The sequence below is a fragment of the Variovorax sp. GW821-FHT06D12 genome (assembly GCF_059419205.1).
On sequence record NZ_JBWKRI010000008.1, the window covers coordinates 297,595 to 316,189 of the forward strand.

Genomic DNA, 18,595 nt, shown 5'->3' on the forward strand with positions numbered 1-18,595 from the left:
ATCGTTCATGCCCGTTTCTCATCGCCTTGCGCGCCGCGGTTTTCTTTCGCTCGTGGCCGCTGCATTTGCTTTCGCGGGGGCTCCCGCGCAAGCGCAGGCGCAGGCCTTTCCGTCCAAGCCGATCAAGTGGATCGTCGGCTACCCCGCCGGTGGCGGCAGTGACTTCCTGGCCCGCACCATCGGCGCGCAGATGTCGGTCCAGGCCGGCCAGCCGGTGATCGTCGACAACCGCGCCGGTGCTGGCGCCATCATCGGCGCCGAGGTCACGGCCCGGTCGCCCGGCGACGGCTACACCGTGTTCACGGCCGACAACGGTGTGCTGGTGTACAACCCCGCGCTCTACAAGAAGCTGCCCTATGCCGTCGACCGCGACTTCGCGATGCTCGGCCTGATGGCGCGCACGCCCCTCGTGCTCGTGGCGGCACCGTCGACGAACCTCAAGACCATCGGCGCCCTGATGGAGCAGCTCAAGAGCAAGCCGGGCACGCTGTCGTACGCCTCGCCGGGCAACGGCAGCCCGCACCACCTGGCGATGGAACTGTTCCTGAGCCGCAGCGGCCTGTCGACGATGCATGTGCCGTACCGCGGCGCCGCGCCTGCGCTGCAGGACGTGATGGGCGGACAGGTGCCGCTGATGGTCGTCGATACCTCCTCGGGGCTCAGCGCCATCCAGGCAGGGAAGGTCATTCCGCTGATGGCGTTCAGCGCCAAGCGCCTGCCGATCCTTCCCGCCGTGCCCACGGTGGGCGAACAGGGCTTCAAGGATTCGGAAGCTTACGCGTGGCAAGGGCTGGTGGTGCCGGCCAGCACGCCGGCCGCCATCCAGGAGCGCCTTTCCAAGGAGATGCAGGCCGCGCTGGCCAACGAGGGCGTGCGCAAGCGGCTGCAGGAAGGCGGGTGGGAGCCGGTGCCGAGCGACAGCGTGTTGATGAAGACCTATGCCTTCGCCGAGACCAAGAAGTGGCACGCGCTGATCCGTGAGCGCGGCATCTCGCTGGACTGAAGACGCCACCTCGCGATGAGTCGGGCCGCGGCGCACCGGCGGTGTTGTAGCCTGTCGCCCCATGGATTCCCTCATCGCCGCCTCCGCGCGCGCGCTCGCTGCCGGCGACGCGCTGGGTGCCCTCAAGCGCGTGGCCCTGCGCGACGACCCGCCGGCGCTTGCGCTGCGCGGCATCGCGATGGCCCAGCTCGGCGAGCACCCGCGTGCACGCGAACTGCTGCGGCGCGCCGCGAGCGGCTTCGGGGCGCACGAAGAGCTGGCGCGCGCACGTTGCGTCGTCGCCGAGGCCGAGGTGGCACTGGCGATGCGCGACCTGGGCGGCTCGCCGCGCGCGCTGACCGCGGCGGCGGCCACGCTCGAGGCGCGCGACGACCTGGTCAATGCGCTGCAGGCGCGGCTCATCGCGGCACGCCGGTTGCTGTTGCTCGGCCGGCTCGACGAGGCCGCCGCCGCGCTGTCGCTGCTCGACGGGCACAGCCTGCCGCCGTTGCTGGCGGCGGTGGCCGAGCTGGCATCGGCGGAACTCGCAATGCGTTCGCTGCGCACCGGTACGGCACGGGCGGCACTCACCCGCGCGCATGACGCGGCCCTGCGTGCGCGCGTGCCGGCGCTGCTGGCCGAGGTGGCGGAAGCGCGCGCCGCGCTCGAACGTCCCGCCGCCCGGCGCATCGCTGCCGGCGGTGAACAGGCCCTGCGCCTCGATGAGGTCGAGGCGCTGCTCGCGTCCGATGCGCTCGTCGTCGATGCCTGCCGCCGCGGTGTCGGAGGCGGCGACACCTGGCGTTCGCTCGCACGCCGGCCCGTGCTGTTCTCGCTGGCGCGTGCGATGGCCGCGGCCTGGCCCGGCGATGTCGACCGCGACGCGCTGATCGCCGACGCCTTCCGCACCCGCGACCCCGACGAAACGCACCGCGCGCGGCTGCGCGTCGAGATCGGCCGGCTGCGCGCGCTCGTCAAGCCGATGGCGCGTATCGAGGCCACGCCGCAGGGCTTCATCCTCCAGCCTCTGGATGCGCGTCCGGTGGTGGTGCTGGCACCGCCCATCGACGGCGAACAGGCTTCGCTGGTGGCGCTGCTGTCCGACGGCGCGGCCTGGTCGACCTCGGCCCTCGCACTGGCCTTGGGCGCGAGCCAGCGCACGGTGCAGCGCGCGCTGGCCGAGCTCGAGGCGCAGCGGCGCGTGCGCGCCATCGGGCAGGCCAGGGCGCGCCGCTGGCTGGCCCCGCCGCTGGCGGGATTCACGACGATCTTGTTACTCCCCGCCGCGCTGCCGATTGAATAGAGTCGGGCTCATGCGCTACCCCGTGGCGCACCTACAGGAGCCCACCATGAGCAGCAGCAACAGCAGTCAGAGCAAGAAGGCAGGCAAGGACCGTTTCGAAGGCGCGGTGCAGGCCGCGCAGATCGTGCGCGAATACGGACCGTTCGAAGGCGTGGAGCGCATCCACGGCGTGACGCACGACGGCCACCAGGTGTGGGCCGCCACCGGCGGGCAACTGGTCGCCTTCGACCCCGCGAGCGGCGAAGCCACGCGCCGCATCGACGTCGCCTGCGACGCCGGCACCGCCTTCGACGGCACCTGCTTCTATCAGATCGTCGAGGCGCGCATCGACAAGATCGATGCCGCCACCGGCAAGGTGCTGGCCTCGATTCCCGCGCCCGGCAACGGCTCCGACTCGGGCCTCACCTGGGCCGAAGGCAGCCTCTGGGTGGGCGAGTACCGCGACCGCAAGATCCACCAGATCGACCCGGCGACCGGCGCGATCCGCCGCACCATCGAATCGAACCGCTTCGTCACCGGCGTCACCTGGGTCGACGGCGAACTCTGGCACGGCACCTGGGAAGGCGACCAGAGCGACATCCGCCGCATCGACCCCGCCAGCGGCGACGTGATCGCGCGGCTGGAAATGCCCAGCGGCGTCGGTGTGAGCGGCCTCGAGTCGGATGGCGCGGGGCTTTTCTACGCCGGCGACGGCCGGGCCAGCAAGGTCCGCGCGGTGCGGCGCCCGAAGACGGCCACGGCCTGAACGACACGCAAGCCAAGGAGCACACCATGAACACCCCAATGAATCACACCGTCGTGACCCCCGAGCGCTGGATCGACGCGCGCAAATCGCTGCTGGCGCGCGAGAAGGAGCTGACCCAGCTGCGCGACCGCATCGCCGAAGAGCGCCGCGCGCTGCCGTGGACCCGCGTCGAGAAGGCCTACGTCTTCGACACGCCCCAGGGCCGCCGCCCGCTCGCCGACCTGTTCGAAGGCCGCCGCCAGTTGCTGGTGCAGCACTTCATGTTCGGCCCCGACTGGGAGCAGGGCTGCCAGAGCTGCTCGTTCATGGCCGACCATTCCGACGGGATGCGCGTGCACCTCGCGCACCGCGACGTCACGCTGGTGGCCGTCTCGCGCGCGCCGCTGGCCCGCATCGAGGCTTTCCGCCGTCGCATGGGCTGGCAGTTCACCTGGGTCTCGTCGCACGACAACGACTTCAACCACGATTTCGGCGTGAGCTTCACGCCCAACGAAATGGCCAGCGGCGCGGTCGCCTACAACTACGTGAAGCAGCCGTTCCCGAGCGAGGAAGCGCCCGGCGTCAGCGTGTTCTTCAAGGACGACGCCGGCGACGTGTTCCACACCTACTCGACCTACGGCCGCGGCGTGGAAGTGATGATGGGCACCTACAACATGCTCGACCTCGTGCCCAAGGGCCGCGACGAGCACAACCCGTCCTACGCGATGGACTGGATCCGTCACCACGACCGCTACGAGCCCGCGCCCGTTGCGGCGACGGGTGGTTGCTGCCACGCGCAGTCCTAAGAAAAACGCGCGACCCGGCGTGTCGATCGGTCCGCACCATGGCAAGCCTCTGGCCCTGGCTGGCGGTGGCGGGAATGGGCGTCCTGCACGGCCTGAACCCCACCACCGGCTGGATGTTCGCCGCCGCCTGGGGCCTGCGTTCGCACGACCGGGCGCAGGCGCTGCGGGCGCTGTGGCCGATCGGCGTCGGGCATGTCGCCTCGGTGGCGCTCGTGGTCGTTGCGGTGGCCTTCGGCCTGTCGATGGACCGGGGCCTGTTGCAGTGGCTGGCCGGCGGGCTGATCGCGGCGGTCGCGCTCGTGCACCTGTCGGGGCGCCTGCCCGCCGTGGCGCGTGCGCCGGCGGGTCATGCGGGGCTGGCGCTGTGGTCTTTCATGATGTCCACCGCGCACGGTGCCGGGCTGATGCTGGTGCCGGCGCTGATCCCGCTGTGCATGGGCGATGCAGCGAAGGGCTCGATGAGTGACTCGCTCGTGCCGGCGCTCGCGGCCGTCGCGCTCCACACGGCGGCGATGCTGGCCACCACCGGGCTGATGGCCGTCGGCGTCGGGGCGAGTGTGGGCTGGCTGCGGCGCTTCACACGGCGATCACCTGCGATGCCGCACTGAACGCGCGATGCGCGCAAAGCGCATAAGCAAACGCGAAAACCGGCGTTCCATTCGAGCGGCCTGCGGCGCAACACTCGAAGGCTCTCGACCCCACAGGCCTTCGGATGCCCGGTACCTTCACTTCCCCGCGCAAGCGGCTCGGCTTCTTCAGCCGGCTGCTCGACGATGTCCCCGCCGCCGAGCGCTACCGCCTCGTCACCGCGCAGATCGCCCATGCCGAGGCCTTCGGCTTCGATTCCGCGTGGGTGGCGCAGCACCATTTCCATGAGCATGAGGGCGGCTTGCCGTCGCCCTTCGTCTTCCTCGCCCACGTCGCCTCGCGCACGCGGCGCATCCGCCTGGGCACGGGCATCGTCACGCTGCCGCTGGAGAACGCGGTGCGCACGGCCGAAGACGCGATCGTGCTGGACCTGCTCTCGGGCGGCCGGCTCGAAGTGGGCGTCGGCACGGGCGGCACGCCGGCGTCCTTCGCCGCCTTCGGGCTGGACAGCGACGACCGCGCGGCGCTGTTCGAACGGCAGCTCGCCACGGTGCGCGACGCCTGGGCCGGCCGGCCGCTGCCCGGCGGCGACACGCTGTACCCGGCGGGCGCGCAGCTGCTCGGCCGGCTCTGGCAGGCCACGTTCTCGGTGAGCGGCGGCACGCGTGCGGGCACGGCCGGCGACGGGCTGATGCTTTCGCGCACGCAGCCGCGCACGGCGCAGGCGCCCGATGCATCGCTGGCCGACCTGCAGGACCCGATCATCGACGCCTACCTGGCGGCGCTGCCGCCGGGGCGCACGCCGCGCATCGTGGGTTCGCGCAGCGTGTTCGTGGCGGACACCCGCAAGGAAGCGCTGCGCCTGGCCGAGACCGGGCTGCGCCGCGCGGTGGTGCAAGCCGCCGCCACGGGGCAGATCGGTTTGGCCGACCGCGTCCGCGCCGATGCGCCGCTCGAGCAGCTGATCGCCGCGTACGACGTGCATGTCGGTTCGCCCGACGACGTGATCGCCTCGCTGCGCGCCGACCGCACGCTCGCGCGCGTGACCGACCTCGTGTGCCAGGTGCATTCGGTCGATCCGCCGCATGCGGCCATCCTGCGTTCCATCGAACTGACCGCCACGGTCGTCGCACCCGCCTTGGGCTGGGCGCGCGATACGGGCGTGCCGGACCTTCAATCGCTTGCGCTTCTCTAGGCTGTTGTTTCCATGAATGCCGTTGTCTCTTCTTTTCCCGCTCCCGAGGCTGTCGACGTGATCGACCAGCTGGTGGGTATCGCGCCCGGCAGCGCGCTCGACCGGCTGCGTGCGCAGCGCGAGCAGGCGCGCACGCAGGCGCAGCAGAGCTACCTGGCGCTGTTCGCGCCGGCCGAGCCCGTGGCCGGCCACTTCGAGATCGCAGACCGTTTCGCCGTCGCGGCCTTCGTCGCCGGATTGCACGGGCAACCCGAGGTGGCGCGCTTCTATACCGAGGCCTTGGCGGGGCAGGGCGTGGTAAAGGCCATCGAGGCCGAGGTTGCACGCGGTGCCACGCAAGGGCCGTATGGCCGTTATCCGGAAGGTCCGCTGAGCGTGGAGGACGTGGCTGGCCCGGTCTACGCCGTCGATGCGGCGCAGCGCGCGGTGCTGGGCGAACGGCTGTCGGCCGGCCTCGCGCATGCGCACCTGCTCGTCTTCCACCCGCGCGACGCCAGCCCGGCCGCGCTGCAGGCGCTGCTCGACGCGGGATGGCGCACCACCGAGATCGTCACCTTGTCGCAGCTGGTGGCGTTCCTCGCATTCCAGATCCGCGTCGTCATCGGCCTGCGCGCGCTGGCCACCCCTTCTGCATGAGCGCCCCATGAGCACCGATTCGACCCTGACCCATCCCCACAACACGCACCCGCGCAGCTTCACGCAGGCGCAGCTCGAATGGCTGCCCTGGCTTGAACCGCTGCCGGAAGACGAGCTGACCGAGCGCCACTACGCGGGCCTCGTCGACGCCTCGCGCGCCAAGTCTCCGTACTTCCGCCTGCTGGCGCGCGACCCGGACATCCTCGGCGCGCGCACGCGCACCGACAAGGACATCTTCTACAACCCCGATGCCGGCCTGCCGCGCGCCGAGCGCGAGCTCTCGGCCGCCGCGGCTTCGCGCTTCAACGGCTGCATCTACTGCGCCTCGGTGCACGCGCGTTTCGCCTCGCATTTCTCGCAGCGCACGGACGACGTGCAGCGCCTGCTCGACGAGGGCGGGCAGGCCGACCTGGGCGCGCGCTGGAATGCGATCGTGCAGGCGTCGGTCGCGCTGTCGGCCACGCCGTCGACCTTCGGGTCTGCGCACGTCGACGCCTTGCGCGCGCAGGGGCTGGACGACCTGGCGATTGCCGACGTCGTGCACGGCGCGGCCTTCTTCAACTGGGCCAACCGTCTGATGCTCTCGCTGGGCGAACCGCAGGCGCCTGCTGCCACGTAGGCCCGCGCGGCCGCGCGCAGATTTGTTGCGGCGGCAAGTGAGCGGGATCACAGTCGGGCGCGCGGCGTGCCCGTGGGTCGGCACGATGACCCGCATGCACACCGACGCTCCTGGGTACGCAACGACACGCCACGGCCGCGCGCCCGCGCCCGGACCGTCTTTCGGCAATCCCTTCCTCCGCTGCCGATGCGGACTGGCCGGTCTGGAGCGCATCCACCGCCGGCCGTGGATGAAGTTCCTGCCCGGCCTGCGCTTCTATCGCTGCAGCAGTTGCGGCAAGCCGCAGCTGGCGCCGAAGCGCGCGGTGCGCGACGCGGTCATCGCGCACAGGAGCGAGCAACAGAACCAGCGCTAGCTGGTGTGGTGTCCCGCAAATAACTGGGCATGAAATCGCGCTTTTCACGCCAGGGCGGCGTTGCAAATCCTCGCCAGGACGCTGCTGGCGCTCAGGCGTCGTCGTCCGACGTCTTCGCCTGCAACTGCTGCTGGCGTTCGGCAATCGCCATGTCGCGCGCCACCTCGTAGCCGAGCGTGCGCACCGAGAACGAGCGGCTCACGCTGCCCTTGCCCGCCGTGTAGGTGATCGCCACCCAGTACCCGGGATGACCCGTGCGCGGCGTCTTGAACTGCACGCCGCTGACGCCGCTCGTGTTGTTGCGCCGCACGATCTCCGATTTCGAGCGCTTGGGCGGCAGCGCCGCTTCGTCGTCGGGCGGCGGGCGCCGGCGGATGGCTTCTTCGGCGGGGTGCAGCCGCGCGAGGCCGACCATGCGGCCGAGCTGGCGTTGCCGCTCGCCGATGGCATGCGCGCGGGCCGCAGGGCCCCAGTCGGCGAGGTCGAATTCGGCGCGCAGGATTTCCTCGTTGCCGAGGTAGGTCTTGGCCAGCCAGGCCACCGGCTTGCCTTGCGCGGACAAGCGGCTGAAGACGCCGGGCTCGCCCGTCTTGTTGTTGCTGCGCAGGGTCTGCGCGCGGTCCTTGCGCGCGACCGGCGGATGCTCCTTCACGATGGTGTCGCGCCAGGCCTGGGCGCGTCGCAGCGCCTGCTGGGGGCCGCCGTAGCTGGCGTGGCCGAAGAGGCGCGCGTAGCGCACGCCGTTTCGCACGAGCGACACCTCGAAGCCCCACGGGCGGGGAGAAATGCCATACATGTCGACGGGGTTCGGAATTCCTTTGGGCATCGTCGGTGCTGTCCTTGTTGCAGTCAGGGCCGGTGAAGGCGGCGCGTCATGGCGCTTCGGGGCTGTCGCCGTTCCAGGCACAGAGCTCGTCGGAGAGCTCGTGGGCGTCCGGCGGCAGGCTGCCGAAATCGGTCGAGGCGAAGGTCGGCGGCACGTGCACGCCCTGGTCGTCGCGGCGCACCAGCCCGCGGCTTTCCATGTCGCGCATGGTCTTGTTGACGACCTCGCGCGAGAGCCCCGAGTACGACGCGATCACCGCCTGGGTGATGCGCTTGTCGTAGCCGCCCGTGGCGGCCGGCGCCAGCTGCGTCAGCTCGTGCAGCACGCGGCTCACGAGGCTTTCGGACGACAGCGACGAGATGCGGCGCAGCTGGCCGCGCACCATGGCGACGCGTTTCATCGCGATCTCCAGCAGGCCCATGGTCACCTCGGGGTACAGCGCGCACAGCCGGCGCACCGCGGCCACCGGCAGGTGGTAGACCGACGAGGGCAGGGCGGCCACCAGCGTCGAGGTGGCCTGGTAGCTGTTCTCGCCCAGCGAGGGGCCGAGGAAGAAATCGCCCCGGCGGATGAAATCGGTCGTCACGTCCCTGTCGACCGCGCGCAGCAGGCCCGTGGCCACGCAGTAGATGCGGTCGGTGTGCGTGTCCGCCTGCAGCACGATCTCGTTGCGCCGGTAGGAATGCAGCGCGCTGCTGCGAATCAAGGCGGCGCGCTCGTCGGGCGGCACGCTGGCGATCAGGGGATGGAGATACATGGCCAAGGGGGTTGCGAGACCATCGGCGGTTCGTTCTCATGGGCGAATCCACGGGCGGCGGTCAAGGAACAGGACGGTGCGGCGCCCCCGGGGCGACTCGCCATCGGGCGCCCCTTCGCCGGGCCGGGCTGCGATGGGCTGAAGGCGGCAAGGCCATCTCAGCCGGGCTGGAGCTGCGCGAACAGCGTGTCGATCCGGGCCCGTTCCTCGGCACCTCGCAGACAGCGCTCGCGCAGCCACAGGGCATCTCCCTGCCGCGCGATGCGCAGGTCGTACACGTGTTCGATGTCGTCCACCACGACGTCGCTCGCAGGCCGCGCCCTGGCCGTGGGCGCGGGATGCGGTTGTGCGGCCCACAGCGCCAGTTCGATTTCGGCTGGGCTCATCGGCCCGCTGTCGCGCAGGGCGATCCAGTCGGCATGCAGCTGCGGCTGCGCGGCGATGCCCTTGACGAGGATCGGCTCGCGCCCGAGCGCGGCCAGCAGGTCGTCCAGCCGCGCGTGGCGGGTTCGCAGCAGAAAGCAGTCGTCGCGCAGGCAGCTCAGGTCGGTGTCGCCCGACGGCGGGAAGGCCGCGAAGAGCCGACGCCGGATCTCGCGGCTCACGCCCGCCGCCACCTCCGGGCCGTCGGTGTCGGCCAGTTGCGCCAGGTTGGCGATGAAGACCAGCGCACACACCCGGTCCGCCGGCGGCGGGGGAGAAGCAGGCCGCACCACTTCGGCGTCGCGGCGCAGCGCTGGCAGGCAGGACGCCAGCGCTGCGCGCCATCGCGTGCCGAAAGGTTCGAGTTCCGTGAAAAACAAGGCAGCCATTTCATCCCCAGTAGAGAGAGTTCCGGTTGACGTTCGATCCGAAGGAATGCTACGAATCGCGCCCTTCTTTGACATTCGCTTTCGCGGCGCGGATGTGTCGCGAGTCACATCCGGATGCAATTGCCCGCCGCGAGCGCCGGCCGAAGGGCGAAGCGGGCCCGACCGACATGCCGACCGGCGATCGGCAAGGCGTGGAACCGTGGCTTGCGCCGGTGGGCGCGGTGCGCCATCCCCCCGAACACCCGGGCTGTTATCTCTGTTATCGTTTGTAAAAATTATCCGAGGTCCACGCGGACCTGTCAGGAAAAAATCGGGAGTTCCCGTTCGTGACCCGCGGCTTCTGGCGTGGCGCCGGCTGCATGGAGGAAGAGGGGCGTGCCGCATGTCCGACACCGACAGTCGCATCCAGCGCTTTCACACCGGCATGGTGTCGCGCAAAGACGGGTTCGCCTTCTGGGCCGACGAGATCGGCCCGCACGTGGGGCGGCTGGACAGCCCCGAGCGCAGCCACTTCCAGCAGGAACTCACCATCGTCGACACGGCCGGGATGGCCTTCATGCGGGTGCACGGCAGCGGCGCGACCATCGAGCGCACAGGGCCGAGCCAGCTCATGGGCGCCGAGGTCTATCCCTATCACCTGCTGATCAAGCTCGACGGCGGCCTGGCCATCAGCGAGCAGCGCCAGCGCATCGAACTGGCTGCGGGCGACATGGTCCTGATCGACTCCTGGCAGCCGCTGCGCCTGCGCTCGACCGAGGCCACCAACTCATGGACGCTGGGCCTGTCGGAAGCGGTGGTGAACCGCTGGCTGCCGCATGCGGACCAGTCCACCGACCTGCGGCTGGCCGGCGCCAAGGGCTGGGCCGGGATGCTGTCGGGCTACCTGCGGGCGCTGGACGTCGAGCACCTGTGCAGCATCCAGAGCCCCGCGCAGCGCCAGCTGCTCGGTGAGCACCTGATGTCGATGCTGTCGTTCTCGCTGGAACAGAACGGGCTGAGGGCGCAGCCGGGCGCACTGGGCGAGCGCGTGTCGCCGCGCGACGGCGACCTGCACGCCCGCATGCGCGCCTGGATTCGCGAGCACCACGCCGACACCGAGATCGACGCGCAGAAGCTGGCCGCCAGCTTCAACGTGTCGGTGCGCTACGTGCACAAGGTGTTCGCCAAGGCCGGCCGCGGCATGACCTTTCTCGAGACCCTGCAGAACGACCGGCTCGAGGCCGCGGCCCGCATGCTGCGCAGCCCCGAGGGCGCGCGCAGGTTCGTCGCCCAGGTCGCCTACGACTGCGGCTTTGCGGACCCGGCCTATTTCGGCCTGGTCTTCCGCAAGAAGTACGGCTGCACGCCGCGCACCTTCGCCCTGCAGCAGGGGCAGGCCGCGGCAGACGGCACGTTGCTCGTCAGCTGACCGGCGCGCCTCCGGCCCGGCCGCCCTGGCCGGTGGATGGGTGCATGGCGTGGCCGCCGTGCCCGATCCTCATATTTCTGTTCCCTTCATTCATACCTGTGAACTTTATTTGGGAATAGATTCACTTCCCAAGGAATTGCGCCGGCCGTAAATGCATTCGTAAAAAAATGCTTCTGTCTTCAACAATTCAGAGCAATTTATTCCTGAAGGGTTGAATGATGAAAGTCGATTTCCCCGCCAACGGGGCAAAAATAGAAGTTTGTGACGCCACGGTGTGCAAGGTAATTTTCAATGTTTGAGCAAAACTCCCCGCACATTGCAGTGTTGGACCCCTCTCCCCGAACGCGGTGGCACGCCAGTCGTGCCGCCAAGATGCTGGGTTATACGCCCGTCGCATTTGCGCATGTCGACGAATTGATTTCGCAGGTGGCGCCCGGCGGTAATTTCGAGGCGCTGCTGCTTTCAATTCCGTCGGCGCCCGACGACGTGCAAAAACTCGTGGGCCAGGTGCGTGAAACGCTGCGTTATCACACGCCATTGATCATGAGCGCGCGCAAACGGCAGATCCGCGGGTTGTCGCTGTTGCATGCCGGCCCCGACGACGCCGTGCTGCCGGAGCCGTCGACCTTCGAGGAGATGTACTTCATGCTCGAATTCTTCCTGCGCCAGCGCAACCGGCCGGTGGTGCCGCGCAGCCTCGACTGGCAGGAGTTCAGCCTGTTGTCGCCGTTCGACATGGTCGACGTGGCCGGCACCGAGATTCGCCTGACGCCGATCGAATTCGACCTCGCGGCCGAATTCTTCCGCCACATGAACCGGCCGCTGGACCGGGAGCACCTGGAAATGATCGGCTGGCAAAGCGGCGTGGCCGCCGGCTCGCGCACGCTGGACGCCAACGTGTCGAAGCTGCGCCGCAAGCTCGGGTTGTATGTCGACCAGCCGCACGGCCTGTCGCTGCACGCGGTGTGGGGCATGGGCTATCAATTGAGCCAGCTGGGCAAGCGCGAGGCGCCCGGCACCTGGACGTTCCCGGCGGATTTCCGGGTGGCGTCGGCCGCGCCGTCGCAGCTGTCGACCTGAGCGGCGATTCAGCGCGCGGGCGACGGCTGCTGTGGCGGCTGCGCCAGCACCCAGCGCGCGAGCACCTGCGCGTCGGCCTCCGACACCAGCGACTGGCGCGGCATGATCACGCGGCCCCAGGTGCCGACGCTGCCGTTGCGGATCTTCTCGGCCAGCCGTGCCGGCGCGGCGGCGTCGCCGCGGTAGCGCTCGGCGATCTGCGCGAAGCCCGGCCCGACCTGCTTGTGCACCAGGCCGTGGCAGGCCATGCAGGCGTTCTTGCGGGCCAGGTCGACAGCGGAAAGTTGCGGCTGCTGGGCTGCGGCACCGAAGGATGCGGCGGCGAGTGCGATCGAGAGAAAGTGGGGAGCGGAAAGCCGGGGAATACAGGGCATGGAGGGGAAACCGGGGAGGGGTGAAAACTGTACCTTGCCCTGTCGCAGACCCCGGATCGCCGCCCGAATGCCCCGTCTGGAGGTCGTCTCTCATTCGCGACAAGTCGATTCAAGAGTAACTATATGTATGGTTAAATCCCTCGCAACTACCGCGAAGAGGACGAGGGATTCCCATGAAGCTGCCGCTCAGCATTGCATTGGCCACCGTGGTTCTGGCCGGATGCGCCAGCGCACCGCCGCCCGGGCCCGGCCAGGGCACCGGCATGTCGTACGTGCCGATGGTGGCCATGGAAGGCGTGGACAAGGTGCGCTACGACAGCGACGTGGCCGACTGCCGCACCGCCGCCACCCGCATCACCGCGCGCAGCGAATCGGGCGACGCCATGTGGGCCGCGCTGGGCCTGGGCCTGATCACGGTGCACGGCCAGGGCATCGTCGCCGCGGCCTCGTACACCGGCATCAGCGCCGCCGTCATCGACTGGAACACCCGCCCCAGCAGCGCGCTGATCGCCGAGCACCAGCAGATCGCCATCGTCCATTGCATGGCCAAGCGCGGCTACCGCAACCTCGACCCGAACGTGCAGGACACGTTCTACGGCAACACCTTCAACCCCGTGCTCGCGCTCAAGCCGCGCCGCACGGGCATCGACACCTACAACGTCGAGCGCCTGGCCAAGGCCGGCCGCTGCAACGTGCAGCCGCGCGCCGAGCTGACGGCCAAGGGCCCGGGCTACGAGAGCTACAGCGTGCCGTGCACCACCGGCGTGGCCTGGGCCGTGCGCTGCGAGTTCGGCAACTGCCGCGTGCTGGCGCAGACGCCGATGCGCCCCACGGCGCCCGTGCGCCGCTCCTGAGCCGGACCTTCCGGGCTCACTTCACGACCATGCCCTTGAGGGCCGGGTCGGGCGGCGGGGGCTTGAGCTTCATGTCGCGCAGCGTCTTCACGAGCAGCTGCGCGATCATCATGTTGCGGTGCCGCTTGCTGTTGGCCGGAATCACGTGCCACGGCGCGTGGTCGCTCGAGGTGGCGGCCAGCGCGTTCTGATAGGCCTTCTGGTAGTCGGCCCACTTGGTGCGCACCTCGAGGTCGCCCATGCTGAACTTCCATTGCTTGCCGGGCGTGTCGATGCGGGCCTGCAGGCGCTCGCGCTGCTCGTCCTTGTCGATGTGCAGCATGCACTTGACGACGACCGTGCCGGTCTCGGTGAGCAGCCGCTCGAAGTCGTTGATCTGCGCATAGCGGCGGCGGGCCTCGTCGCCGTCGATCCAGCCTTCGACCACGGGCACGAGCACGTCCTCGTAGTGGCTGCGGTTCCACACCATGATCTCGCCGGTGCGCGGCACGGCGGCGTGGCAGCGCCAGAGGTAGTCGTGCGCGCGTTCATCTTCGCTCGGCGCCTTGAAGGCCGTCACCCGCACGCCCAGCGGCGAGGTGCGCGAGAACACCCAGCGCACCGTGCCGTCCTTGCCGCTGGTGTCCATGCCCTGCAGCACCAGCAGCACCTTGCGCCGGCCTTCGGCGTGCAGCACGTCCTGCAGTTCGTCGAGCTCGACGGCCAGGGTGTCGAGCTCGGCACGCTGGGCCGACTCGTCACCCGTGAGAAAGGGCGAATCGTCGGGGTCGATGCGCGAGAGCTTGAACTTGCTGCCGACGCGGTACTTCTTGAACTTGGACATCTGCGGACGCTCCGTCAAAAAAGAAACGAAGCCCGCAGGGTACGCGAATCAGCGTTGCGGGCGACCGCGCGGCGGCGGGTGGTCGTCGTCGCCGTTGCTTTCGTCGATCGATGCGCTCCAGCGGTTGTCCCACTCGGCCTGGTGGCGCACGCCGTCGATCTCGCGCCGGTCGCGCTTGGTGGGCCGGCCCTGTTCGATGGCCAGGGCCGGCTCGCTGCCCATGCGGCGCTGCTCGCGGAAGGCGGCCTGCGCCGCCAGGCTCTCGGGCGTTTCCTCGTAGAGCTGCTGGGCCACGGGCGCCGGGCCGCGTTGGCCGCTGAGGCCGCGCACGGTCACGGTCCGCGTGAGCGGGCCCAGGCGCATCGCGACCGTGTCGCCGGCCTTGACCTCGCGCGAGGCCTTGGCGACGTCGCCGTTCACCTGGATGCGGTTCTTGCCGATTTCGTCCGCGGCCAGCGAGCGGGTCTTGAAGAAGCGGGCGGCCCAGAGCCACTTGTCGATGCGCAGACGGTCCATGAAGGTCGGAAAAGAAAGGTCAGCCATTGTGGCGCGACAGCGGCAGCCGCACCACGGTGTCGAGCCCGGTCACGCGGTCGGTGCCGCCGGGGTTGGGTACCGTGCGGTTGTCGAGGCTGATGCGTCCACCCAGGGCCAGAACGATCTCGCGGCAGATCGCCAGGCCCAGGCCCGAGCCGCTCGCGGTGTTGCCCGCCGAGAACGGCGCGAACAGGCGCTGGCGCAGCTCGGCGGAAATGCCCGGGCCGTCGTCGCGCACGGTGAGCACGGCCTCGTCGCCCTCGGCGTGCACGCGCACCGAGAGCGGCGCGCCCGTGGGGCTGTGCTTGATGGCGTTGTGCAGCAGGTTGCGCGTGAGCTCCTGCAGCATCCACTGGTGCGCGCGCACGGTCACGGCGTCGTCGGCGGCCAGCTCGAAATCGAGCGCCTTGTCGGCCACCAGCGGCGACAGGTCGAGCGCGATGTGGCGCACCACGTCGCCCAGGTCGAGCAGCGCCGATTCGGGCTGCTGGCGCAGCTGCTCCACCTTCGCCAGCGACAGCATCTGGTTGGCCAGCGTGGTGGCACGCTCGACGGTCTGGCTGATCTCGATCAGCGCCTGCTCGGGCGCCACGTCGCCGCGGCGCGCCGACTGCACCTGCGCCTTCAGCACCGCCAGCGGCGTGCGCAGCTGGTGGGCGCTGTCGCGCACGAAGCGCTTCTGGTGATCGAGCAGCCGCTGCAGCCGGCCCATGACCTCGGTGGTGGCGTCGATCAGCGGGCGCAGCTCGGCCGGGGCGCCGGGCGCGTCGATGGGCGAGAGGTCGTCTTCGGGGCGCCGCTCGATGGCTTCGCCGAGTTCGCGCACCGGCCGCGTGGCGCGCTGCACGACGACCACGGTGACCAGCGCGATCACGCCCATCAGCAGCAGCTGGCGCCAGAGCATGTCGAGCAGCAGCTTGCGCACGAGTGTCTCGCGCAACTCCAATGTTTCGGCGACCTGCACCACGGCCATGCCGCGGCCGCGCGCGCTGGCCACCGGCTGCAGCATCACGGCGACGCGCACCGGCTGGCCGCGGAACTCGGCGTCGTAGAAATCGACCAGCGCCGCGTAGGCCCCGCGGTCGGGGATGCGCCCGCGCCAGAACGGCAGCTCGGCAAAGCCCGAGACCATCTCGCCGTCGAGCGCCGACACGCGGTAGAACAGGCGGCTACGGTTGTCGGCCTCGAAGGCCTCGAGCGCGGAGTAGGGCACGATCGCGCGCAGTCGCGCCATGTCGTCGTAGCCTTCCACGTCCAGCTGCTCGCCGATGGTCTTGGCCGAGGCCAGCAGCGTGCGGTCGTAGGCGGTGGTGGCGGCCGCCAGGCTCTGGCGGTACAGACTCACGCTGTTGATCACGACGAACACCGCGACCGGCACCAGGATGCCGAGCAGGAGCCGCGCGCGCAGGGACGACATCGTGCGCCGCAGGGCCGCCCTCAAGTCTCGGCCCGCAAGAGATAGCCCAGGCCGCGCATCGTCATCAGCACCGTGCCGGTGCCCACCAGCTTCTTGCGCAGGCGGTACACGACCACCTCGATGGCCTCGTACTGCACCTCGGATTCGCCCGGGAACACCAGCTCGAACAGGCGCTCCTTGGTGACCGCGTGGCCGGGTTTCATCATCAGCGCCTTGAGCAGCGCGAGCTCGCGCGGCGTGAGCTCGAGCAGTTCCGAGCGGTGGTACACGGCGCCGTTGTCGGGCTCGAAGCGCAGGCTGCCGACCTCCAGCGGGTTCAGCGTGGGGTCGGGCCCCGCGCTCAGGCTGCGCCGGCGCAGCGCGCGGATGCGGGCCTCGAGCTCGTCCAGGTCGAAGGGCTTGGGCAGGTAGTCGTCCGCGCCGGCGTTCAGGCCCATGATGCGGTCGCCCACCGTGCCGCGCGCGGTCAGCAGCAGCACCGGCGTGCGCAGGCCCTCGGCGCGCGCCTGGGCCAGCACCTGCAGGCCGTCGACGTGCGGCAGGCTCAGGTCGAGCGCCACCACGTCGGGCTCGACGGCGCGCCACTGCGCGATCGCCTGCGCGCCGTCGCCGCAGATGCGCACGTCGATGCGGCGGCGCCCGAGGGTGCGCTGCAGGGTGATTTGCATCGAGGGGTCGTCTTCGACGAGCAGCAGCTTCATACGGGCAGGGGTCGGTACTTCGGTGTTTTCCCCAGTCTGGTGGACAGCCAACTGACAGCGGGGCGGCGCATGATAGCGGCTCAGGTCCAAGTCAGGTTCCATCCGTTCCCAAGTTCTCAGGAGACACCAACGATGCGTCGCGATACCTTTTTGAAGTCCCTGGCCGCACTGGCCGCTGCCGGCGCCTTGCCGCTGTCGGCGCGCGCTGCCGCCAACGTCAAGATGATGATCCCGGCCAACCCGGGTGGCGGCTGGGACACCACCGGCCGCGCGCTGGGCAAGGCCCTGACCGACGCCAAGGTGGCGGACACCGTCGCCTACGACAACAAGGGCGGTGCCGCCGGTGCGCTGGGCCTGGCCCAGTTCGTCAACGGCTCCAAGGGCGATGCCAACGCGCTGATGGTCATGGGCTCGGTCATGCTGGGCGGCATCATCACCGGCAAGCCGCCGGTCAACCTGTCGCAGGCCACGCCCATCGCGCGCCTGACCACCGAATACAACGTGTTCGTGCTGCCGTCGAACTCGCCCTTCAAGACCATGAAGGACGTGGTCGAGCAGCTCAAGAAAGACCCGGGCAGCGTCAAGTGGGGCGGCGGTTCGCGCGGCTCCACCGAGCACATCGCCGCGGCCATGATCGCGCAGAAGGTCGGCGCCGATCCGTCCAAGATCAACTACGTGGCCTTCCGCGGAGGCGGTGAAGCCACCGCCGCCATCCTGGGCGGCAACGTCACCATCGGCGGCAGCGGCTACAGCGAGTTCGCCGAGTACATCGCCGCCGGCAAGATGAAACCCATTGCTGTCACCTCCGCCCAGCGCCTGCCGGGCATCAATGTGCCGACCCTGAAGGAACAGGGCATCGACGTCGAGATCGGCAACTGGCGCGGCGTGTACGGCGCGCCCGGCATCTCGGCCGAGCAGCGCAAGGCCCTGACCGACATGGTGCTGGCCGCGCTCAAGAGCCCGTCGTGGGCCGAGTCGCTCAAGAAGAACGACTGGACGCCGGCCGTGCTGTCGGGCGATGCCTTCGCCAAGTTCGTCGACGACGACTTCGCCAGCCTGCGCGCGATCATGGCCAAGTCCGGCATGGTCTGAATCTGGCTCGCCCCCAGGCTGCGCGCACTTCGTGTCGCTGCGCCAACCCCCTTCCGGGGGCAACACCTGCGGCCTGGCAGAGCCAGTTCCGCGGTGTTTCTGGAAGGAGGCTGTTCTTTTCCCCCACGACTGCGGGAGCAAAAAATGACAACTCCAGAATCCTCGGTCTCACGTTCCGCTGAGGCCACCTCCGGCGCGGCCCGCTGGCCGCAATACGTCGTCGGCCTCGGCGTGCTGCTGACCGGCGCTGCGCTGGCCTTCGGCGCCATCGGCATTTCTTCCGAAGCCGGCTACGGCGGCGTCGGCCCCAACTTCCTGCCCTGGATGGTCTCGATCGTCTTGATGGTCTGCGGCGCGTGGATCACCTGGGAAGCGTTCAGCGGCGGCTTCCGCGAGCTCGACGCGCCCTCCGGTGCCGACACCGCCTACTGGCCCGGTTTCATCTGGGTGGCGGCGGGCCTGCTGCTCAATGCGGCGCTCATCACCAGCATCGGCTTCATCCTGAGCTGCGCGCTGTGCTACCTGCTGGCCGTGCAGGGCCTGCGTCGCGCCGCCGGGCAGGCCAAGGTCAACGCACCGGCCACCTGGGTCACCGATTTGGTGACCGGCCTGGCGATCTCGGCCCCGGTCTTCTGGATGTTCACCAAGTTCCTGGCCATCAGCCTGCCGGGTCTCACCAGCACCGGCTGGATCTGAGCGGAGCCAC

General features: G+C 69.7%; 22 protein-coding genes. 14 read left to right on the plus strand and 8 right to left on the minus strand.

Annotated elements, in window-relative coordinates; genetic code table 11:
- Positions 1–7 precede the first annotated feature (7 nt).
- The 9 genes from AC07SQ_RS24475 (at position 8) to AC07SQ_RS24515 (ending at position 7,208) form a co-directional block, all read left to right on the plus strand.
- Positions 8–1,003 (plus strand): Bug family tripartite tricarboxylate transporter substrate binding protein, encoded by a 996-nt coding sequence (locus AC07SQ_RS24475; protein ID WP_495271478.1) that lies wholly within the window; start codon positions 8–10, stop codon positions 1,001–1,003.
- A 61-nt stretch (positions 1,004–1,064) separates the two neighbouring features.
- Positions 1,065–2,285, plus strand: coding sequence for a helix-turn-helix domain-containing protein (locus AC07SQ_RS24480; RefSeq protein WP_495271477.1), 1,221 nt, complete (start codon positions 1,065–1,067; stop codon positions 2,283–2,285).
- 46 nt (positions 2,286–2,331) lie between these two features.
- Positions 2,332–3,030, plus strand: a complete 699-nt coding sequence (locus AC07SQ_RS24485; RefSeq protein ID WP_159272073.1) for a Vgb family protein — start codon at positions 2,332–2,334, stop codon at positions 3,028–3,030.
- A 26-nt stretch (positions 3,031–3,056) separates the two neighbouring features.
- Positions 3,057–3,815, plus strand: coding sequence for a DUF899 domain-containing protein (locus tag AC07SQ_RS24490; RefSeq protein WP_495271476.1), 759 nt, complete (start codon positions 3,057–3,059; stop codon positions 3,813–3,815).
- Positions 3,816–3,853: 38 nt separating this feature from the next.
- The gene (locus AC07SQ_RS24495) at positions 3,854–4,423 is read left to right on the plus strand and encodes a hypothetical protein (RefSeq protein ID WP_495271475.1); all 570 of its coding nucleotides are present in this window, start codon (positions 3,854–3,856) and stop codon (positions 4,421–4,423) included.
- Positions 4,424–4,527: 104 nt separating this feature from the next.
- Complete coding sequence (locus AC07SQ_RS24500) at positions 4,528–5,598, plus strand: putative FMN-dependent luciferase-like monooxygenase (RefSeq protein WP_495271474.1); 1,071 nt, start codon at positions 4,528–4,530, stop codon at positions 5,596–5,598.
- Between the two features lie 12 nt (positions 5,599–5,610).
- A complete protein-coding gene (locus AC07SQ_RS24505; RefSeq protein WP_495271473.1) occupies positions 5,611–6,234 on the plus strand; it encodes a CMD domain protein in 624 nt (207 codons plus the stop codon).
- Between the two features lie 7 nt (positions 6,235–6,241).
- A complete protein-coding gene (locus AC07SQ_RS24510) occupies positions 6,242–6,853 on the plus strand; it encodes an alkylhydroperoxidase domain protein (RefSeq protein ID WP_495271472.1) in 612 nt (203 codons plus the stop codon).
- A gap of 229 nt (positions 6,854–7,082) precedes the next feature.
- Positions 7,083–7,208, plus strand: a complete 126-nt coding sequence (locus AC07SQ_RS24515; protein ID WP_447743699.1) for a hypothetical protein — start codon at positions 7,083–7,085, stop codon at positions 7,206–7,208.
- Positions 7,209–7,299: 91 nt separating this feature from the next.
- Here AC07SQ_RS24515 and AC07SQ_RS24520 read toward each other — a convergent pair whose 3' ends face one another.
- From AC07SQ_RS24520 to AC07SQ_RS24530, 3 genes are all read right to left on the minus strand, one after another.
- Entirely contained in the window at positions 7,300–8,034 is a 735-nt protein-coding gene (locus tag AC07SQ_RS24520; protein WP_495271471.1) for an AP2 domain-containing protein, read from the minus strand.
- A 46-nt stretch (positions 8,035–8,080) separates the two neighbouring features.
- Positions 8,081–8,791 (minus strand): Crp/Fnr family transcriptional regulator, encoded by a 711-nt coding sequence (locus tag AC07SQ_RS24525; RefSeq protein ID WP_095745057.1) that lies wholly within the window; start codon positions 8,789–8,791, stop codon positions 8,081–8,083.
- A gap of 158 nt (positions 8,792–8,949) precedes the next feature.
- Positions 8,950–9,603, minus strand: coding sequence for a hypothetical protein (locus tag AC07SQ_RS24530; protein ID WP_495271470.1), 654 nt, complete (start codon positions 9,601–9,603; stop codon positions 8,950–8,952).
- A gap of 382 nt (positions 9,604–9,985) precedes the next feature.
- On the opposite strand from AC07SQ_RS24530, the gene AC07SQ_RS24535 reads away from it, so the two are divergent.
- Positions 9,986–11,011, plus strand: a complete 1,026-nt coding sequence (locus tag AC07SQ_RS24535; RefSeq protein ID WP_157755034.1) for an AraC family transcriptional regulator — start codon at positions 9,986–9,988, stop codon at positions 11,009–11,011.
- A gap of 372 nt (positions 11,012–11,383) precedes the next feature.
- Positions 11,384–12,091, plus strand: a complete 708-nt coding sequence (locus tag AC07SQ_RS24540; protein ID WP_185993578.1) for a winged helix-turn-helix transcriptional regulator — start codon at positions 11,384–11,386, stop codon at positions 12,089–12,091.
- Between the two features lie 8 nt (positions 12,092–12,099).
- Here AC07SQ_RS24540 and AC07SQ_RS24545 read toward each other — a convergent pair whose 3' ends face one another.
- Complete coding sequence (locus tag AC07SQ_RS24545; RefSeq protein ID WP_493192489.1) at positions 12,100–12,465, minus strand: c-type cytochrome; 366 nt, start codon at positions 12,463–12,465, stop codon at positions 12,100–12,102.
- A 173-nt stretch (positions 12,466–12,638) separates the two neighbouring features.
- Between AC07SQ_RS24545 and AC07SQ_RS24550 the strand changes: the two genes are divergently transcribed.
- A complete protein-coding gene (locus tag AC07SQ_RS24550; RefSeq protein WP_062481152.1) occupies positions 12,639–13,319 on the plus strand; it encodes a hypothetical protein in 681 nt (226 codons plus the stop codon).
- Between the two features lie 16 nt (positions 13,320–13,335).
- On the opposite strand, the gene AC07SQ_RS24555 is transcribed toward AC07SQ_RS24550, so the two are convergent.
- Genes AC07SQ_RS24555 through AC07SQ_RS24570 form a run of 4 tightly spaced genes read right to left on the minus strand, consistent with a single transcriptional unit; the run spans position 13,336 to position 16,797 of the window.
- A complete protein-coding gene (locus tag AC07SQ_RS24555; RefSeq protein WP_369647251.1) occupies positions 13,336–14,142 on the minus strand; it encodes a PPK2 family polyphosphate kinase in 807 nt (268 codons plus the stop codon).
- A gap of 48 nt (positions 14,143–14,190) precedes the next feature.
- A complete protein-coding gene (locus tag AC07SQ_RS24560; protein WP_447748714.1) occupies positions 14,191–14,658 on the minus strand; it encodes an RNA-binding S4 domain-containing protein in 468 nt (155 codons plus the stop codon).
- A gap of 19 nt (positions 14,659–14,677) precedes the next feature.
- Positions 14,678–16,096 (minus strand): sensor histidine kinase, encoded by a 1,419-nt coding sequence (locus tag AC07SQ_RS24565; RefSeq protein ID WP_495271469.1) that lies wholly within the window; start codon positions 16,094–16,096, stop codon positions 14,678–14,680.
- Positions 16,097–16,116: 20 nt separating this feature from the next.
- Complete coding sequence (locus tag AC07SQ_RS24570; RefSeq protein WP_062481159.1) at positions 16,117–16,797, minus strand: response regulator transcription factor; 681 nt, start codon at positions 16,795–16,797, stop codon at positions 16,117–16,119.
- 132 nt (positions 16,798–16,929) lie between these two features.
- Between AC07SQ_RS24570 and AC07SQ_RS24575 the strand changes: the two genes are divergently transcribed.
- Entirely contained in the window at positions 16,930–17,889 is a 960-nt protein-coding gene (locus AC07SQ_RS24575) for a Bug family tripartite tricarboxylate transporter substrate binding protein (RefSeq protein ID WP_070060440.1), read from the plus strand.
- A 144-nt stretch (positions 17,890–18,033) separates the two neighbouring features.
- Positions 18,034–18,585: a tripartite tricarboxylate transporter TctB family protein gene (locus AC07SQ_RS24580; RefSeq protein ID WP_495271468.1), complete on the plus strand. Its 552-nt coding sequence runs from the start codon at positions 18,034–18,036 to the stop codon at positions 18,583–18,585.
- The last annotated feature ends 10 nt before the right edge of the window (positions 18,586–18,595 follow it).

Excerpts from the sequence above, each read along its gene's own strand:
- AC07SQ_RS24520 (WP_495271471.1), bottom strand. The coding sequence starts at position 8,034 with ATGCCCAAAGGAATTCCGAACCCCGTCGACATGTATGGCATTTCTCCC.
- AC07SQ_RS24525 (WP_095745057.1), bottom strand. The coding sequence starts at position 8,791 with ATGTATCTCCATCCCCTGATCGCCAGCGTGCCGCCCGACGAGCGCGCC.
- AC07SQ_RS24490 (WP_495271476.1), top strand. The coding sequence starts at position 3,057 with ATGAACACCCCAATGAATCACACCGTCGTGACCCCCGAGCGCTGGATC.
- AC07SQ_RS24555 (WP_369647251.1), bottom strand. The coding sequence starts at position 14,142 with ATGTCCAAGTTCAAGAAGTACCGCGTCGGCAGCAAGTTCAAGCTCTCG.
- AC07SQ_RS24560 (WP_447748714.1), bottom strand. The coding sequence starts at position 14,658 with ATGGACCGTCTGCGCATCGACAAGTGGCTCTGGGCCGCCCGCTTCTTC.
- AC07SQ_RS24570 (WP_062481159.1), bottom strand. The coding sequence starts at position 16,797 with ATGAAGCTGCTGCTCGTCGAAGACGACCCCTCGATGCAAATCACCCTG.
- AC07SQ_RS24565 (WP_495271469.1), bottom strand. The coding sequence starts at position 16,096 with ATGTCGTCCCTGCGCGCGCGGCTCCTGCTCGGCATCCTGGTGCCGGTC.
- AC07SQ_RS24575 (WP_070060440.1), top strand. The coding sequence starts at position 16,930 with ATGCGTCGCGATACCTTTTTGAAGTCCCTGGCCGCACTGGCCGCTGCC.
- AC07SQ_RS24480 (WP_495271477.1), top strand. The coding sequence starts at position 1,065 with ATGGATTCCCTCATCGCCGCCTCCGCGCGCGCGCTCGCTGCCGGCGAC.
- AC07SQ_RS24505 (WP_495271473.1), top strand. The coding sequence starts at position 5,611 with ATGAATGCCGTTGTCTCTTCTTTTCCCGCTCCCGAGGCTGTCGACGTG.
- AC07SQ_RS24485 (WP_159272073.1), top strand. The coding sequence starts at position 2,332 with ATGAGCAGCAGCAACAGCAGTCAGAGCAAGAAGGCAGGCAAGGACCGT.
- AC07SQ_RS24495 (WP_495271475.1), top strand. The coding sequence starts at position 3,854 with ATGGCAAGCCTCTGGCCCTGGCTGGCGGTGGCGGGAATGGGCGTCCTG.
- AC07SQ_RS24545 (WP_493192489.1), bottom strand. The coding sequence starts at position 12,465 with ATGCCCTGTATTCCCCGGCTTTCCGCTCCCCACTTTCTCTCGATCGCA.
- AC07SQ_RS24540 (WP_185993578.1), top strand. The coding sequence starts at position 11,384 with ATGCTGGGTTATACGCCCGTCGCATTTGCGCATGTCGACGAATTGATT.
- AC07SQ_RS24530 (WP_495271470.1), bottom strand. The coding sequence starts at position 9,603 with ATGGCTGCCTTGTTTTTCACGGAACTCGAACCTTTCGGCACGCGATGG.
- AC07SQ_RS24580 (WP_495271468.1), top strand. The coding sequence starts at position 18,034 with ATGACAACTCCAGAATCCTCGGTCTCACGTTCCGCTGAGGCCACCTCC.
- AC07SQ_RS24550 (WP_062481152.1), top strand. The coding sequence starts at position 12,639 with ATGAAGCTGCCGCTCAGCATTGCATTGGCCACCGTGGTTCTGGCCGGA.
- AC07SQ_RS24500 (WP_495271474.1), top strand. The coding sequence starts at position 4,528 with ATGCCCGGTACCTTCACTTCCCCGCGCAAGCGGCTCGGCTTCTTCAGC.
- AC07SQ_RS24475 (WP_495271478.1), top strand. The coding sequence starts at position 8 with ATGCCCGTTTCTCATCGCCTTGCGCGCCGCGGTTTTCTTTCGCTCGTG.
- AC07SQ_RS24515 (WP_447743699.1), top strand. The coding sequence starts at position 7,083 with ATGAAGTTCCTGCCCGGCCTGCGCTTCTATCGCTGCAGCAGTTGCGGC.
- AC07SQ_RS24510 (WP_495271472.1), top strand. The coding sequence starts at position 6,242 with ATGAGCACCGATTCGACCCTGACCCATCCCCACAACACGCACCCGCGC.
- AC07SQ_RS24535 (WP_157755034.1), top strand. The coding sequence starts at position 9,986 with ATGTCCGACACCGACAGTCGCATCCAGCGCTTTCACACCGGCATGGTG.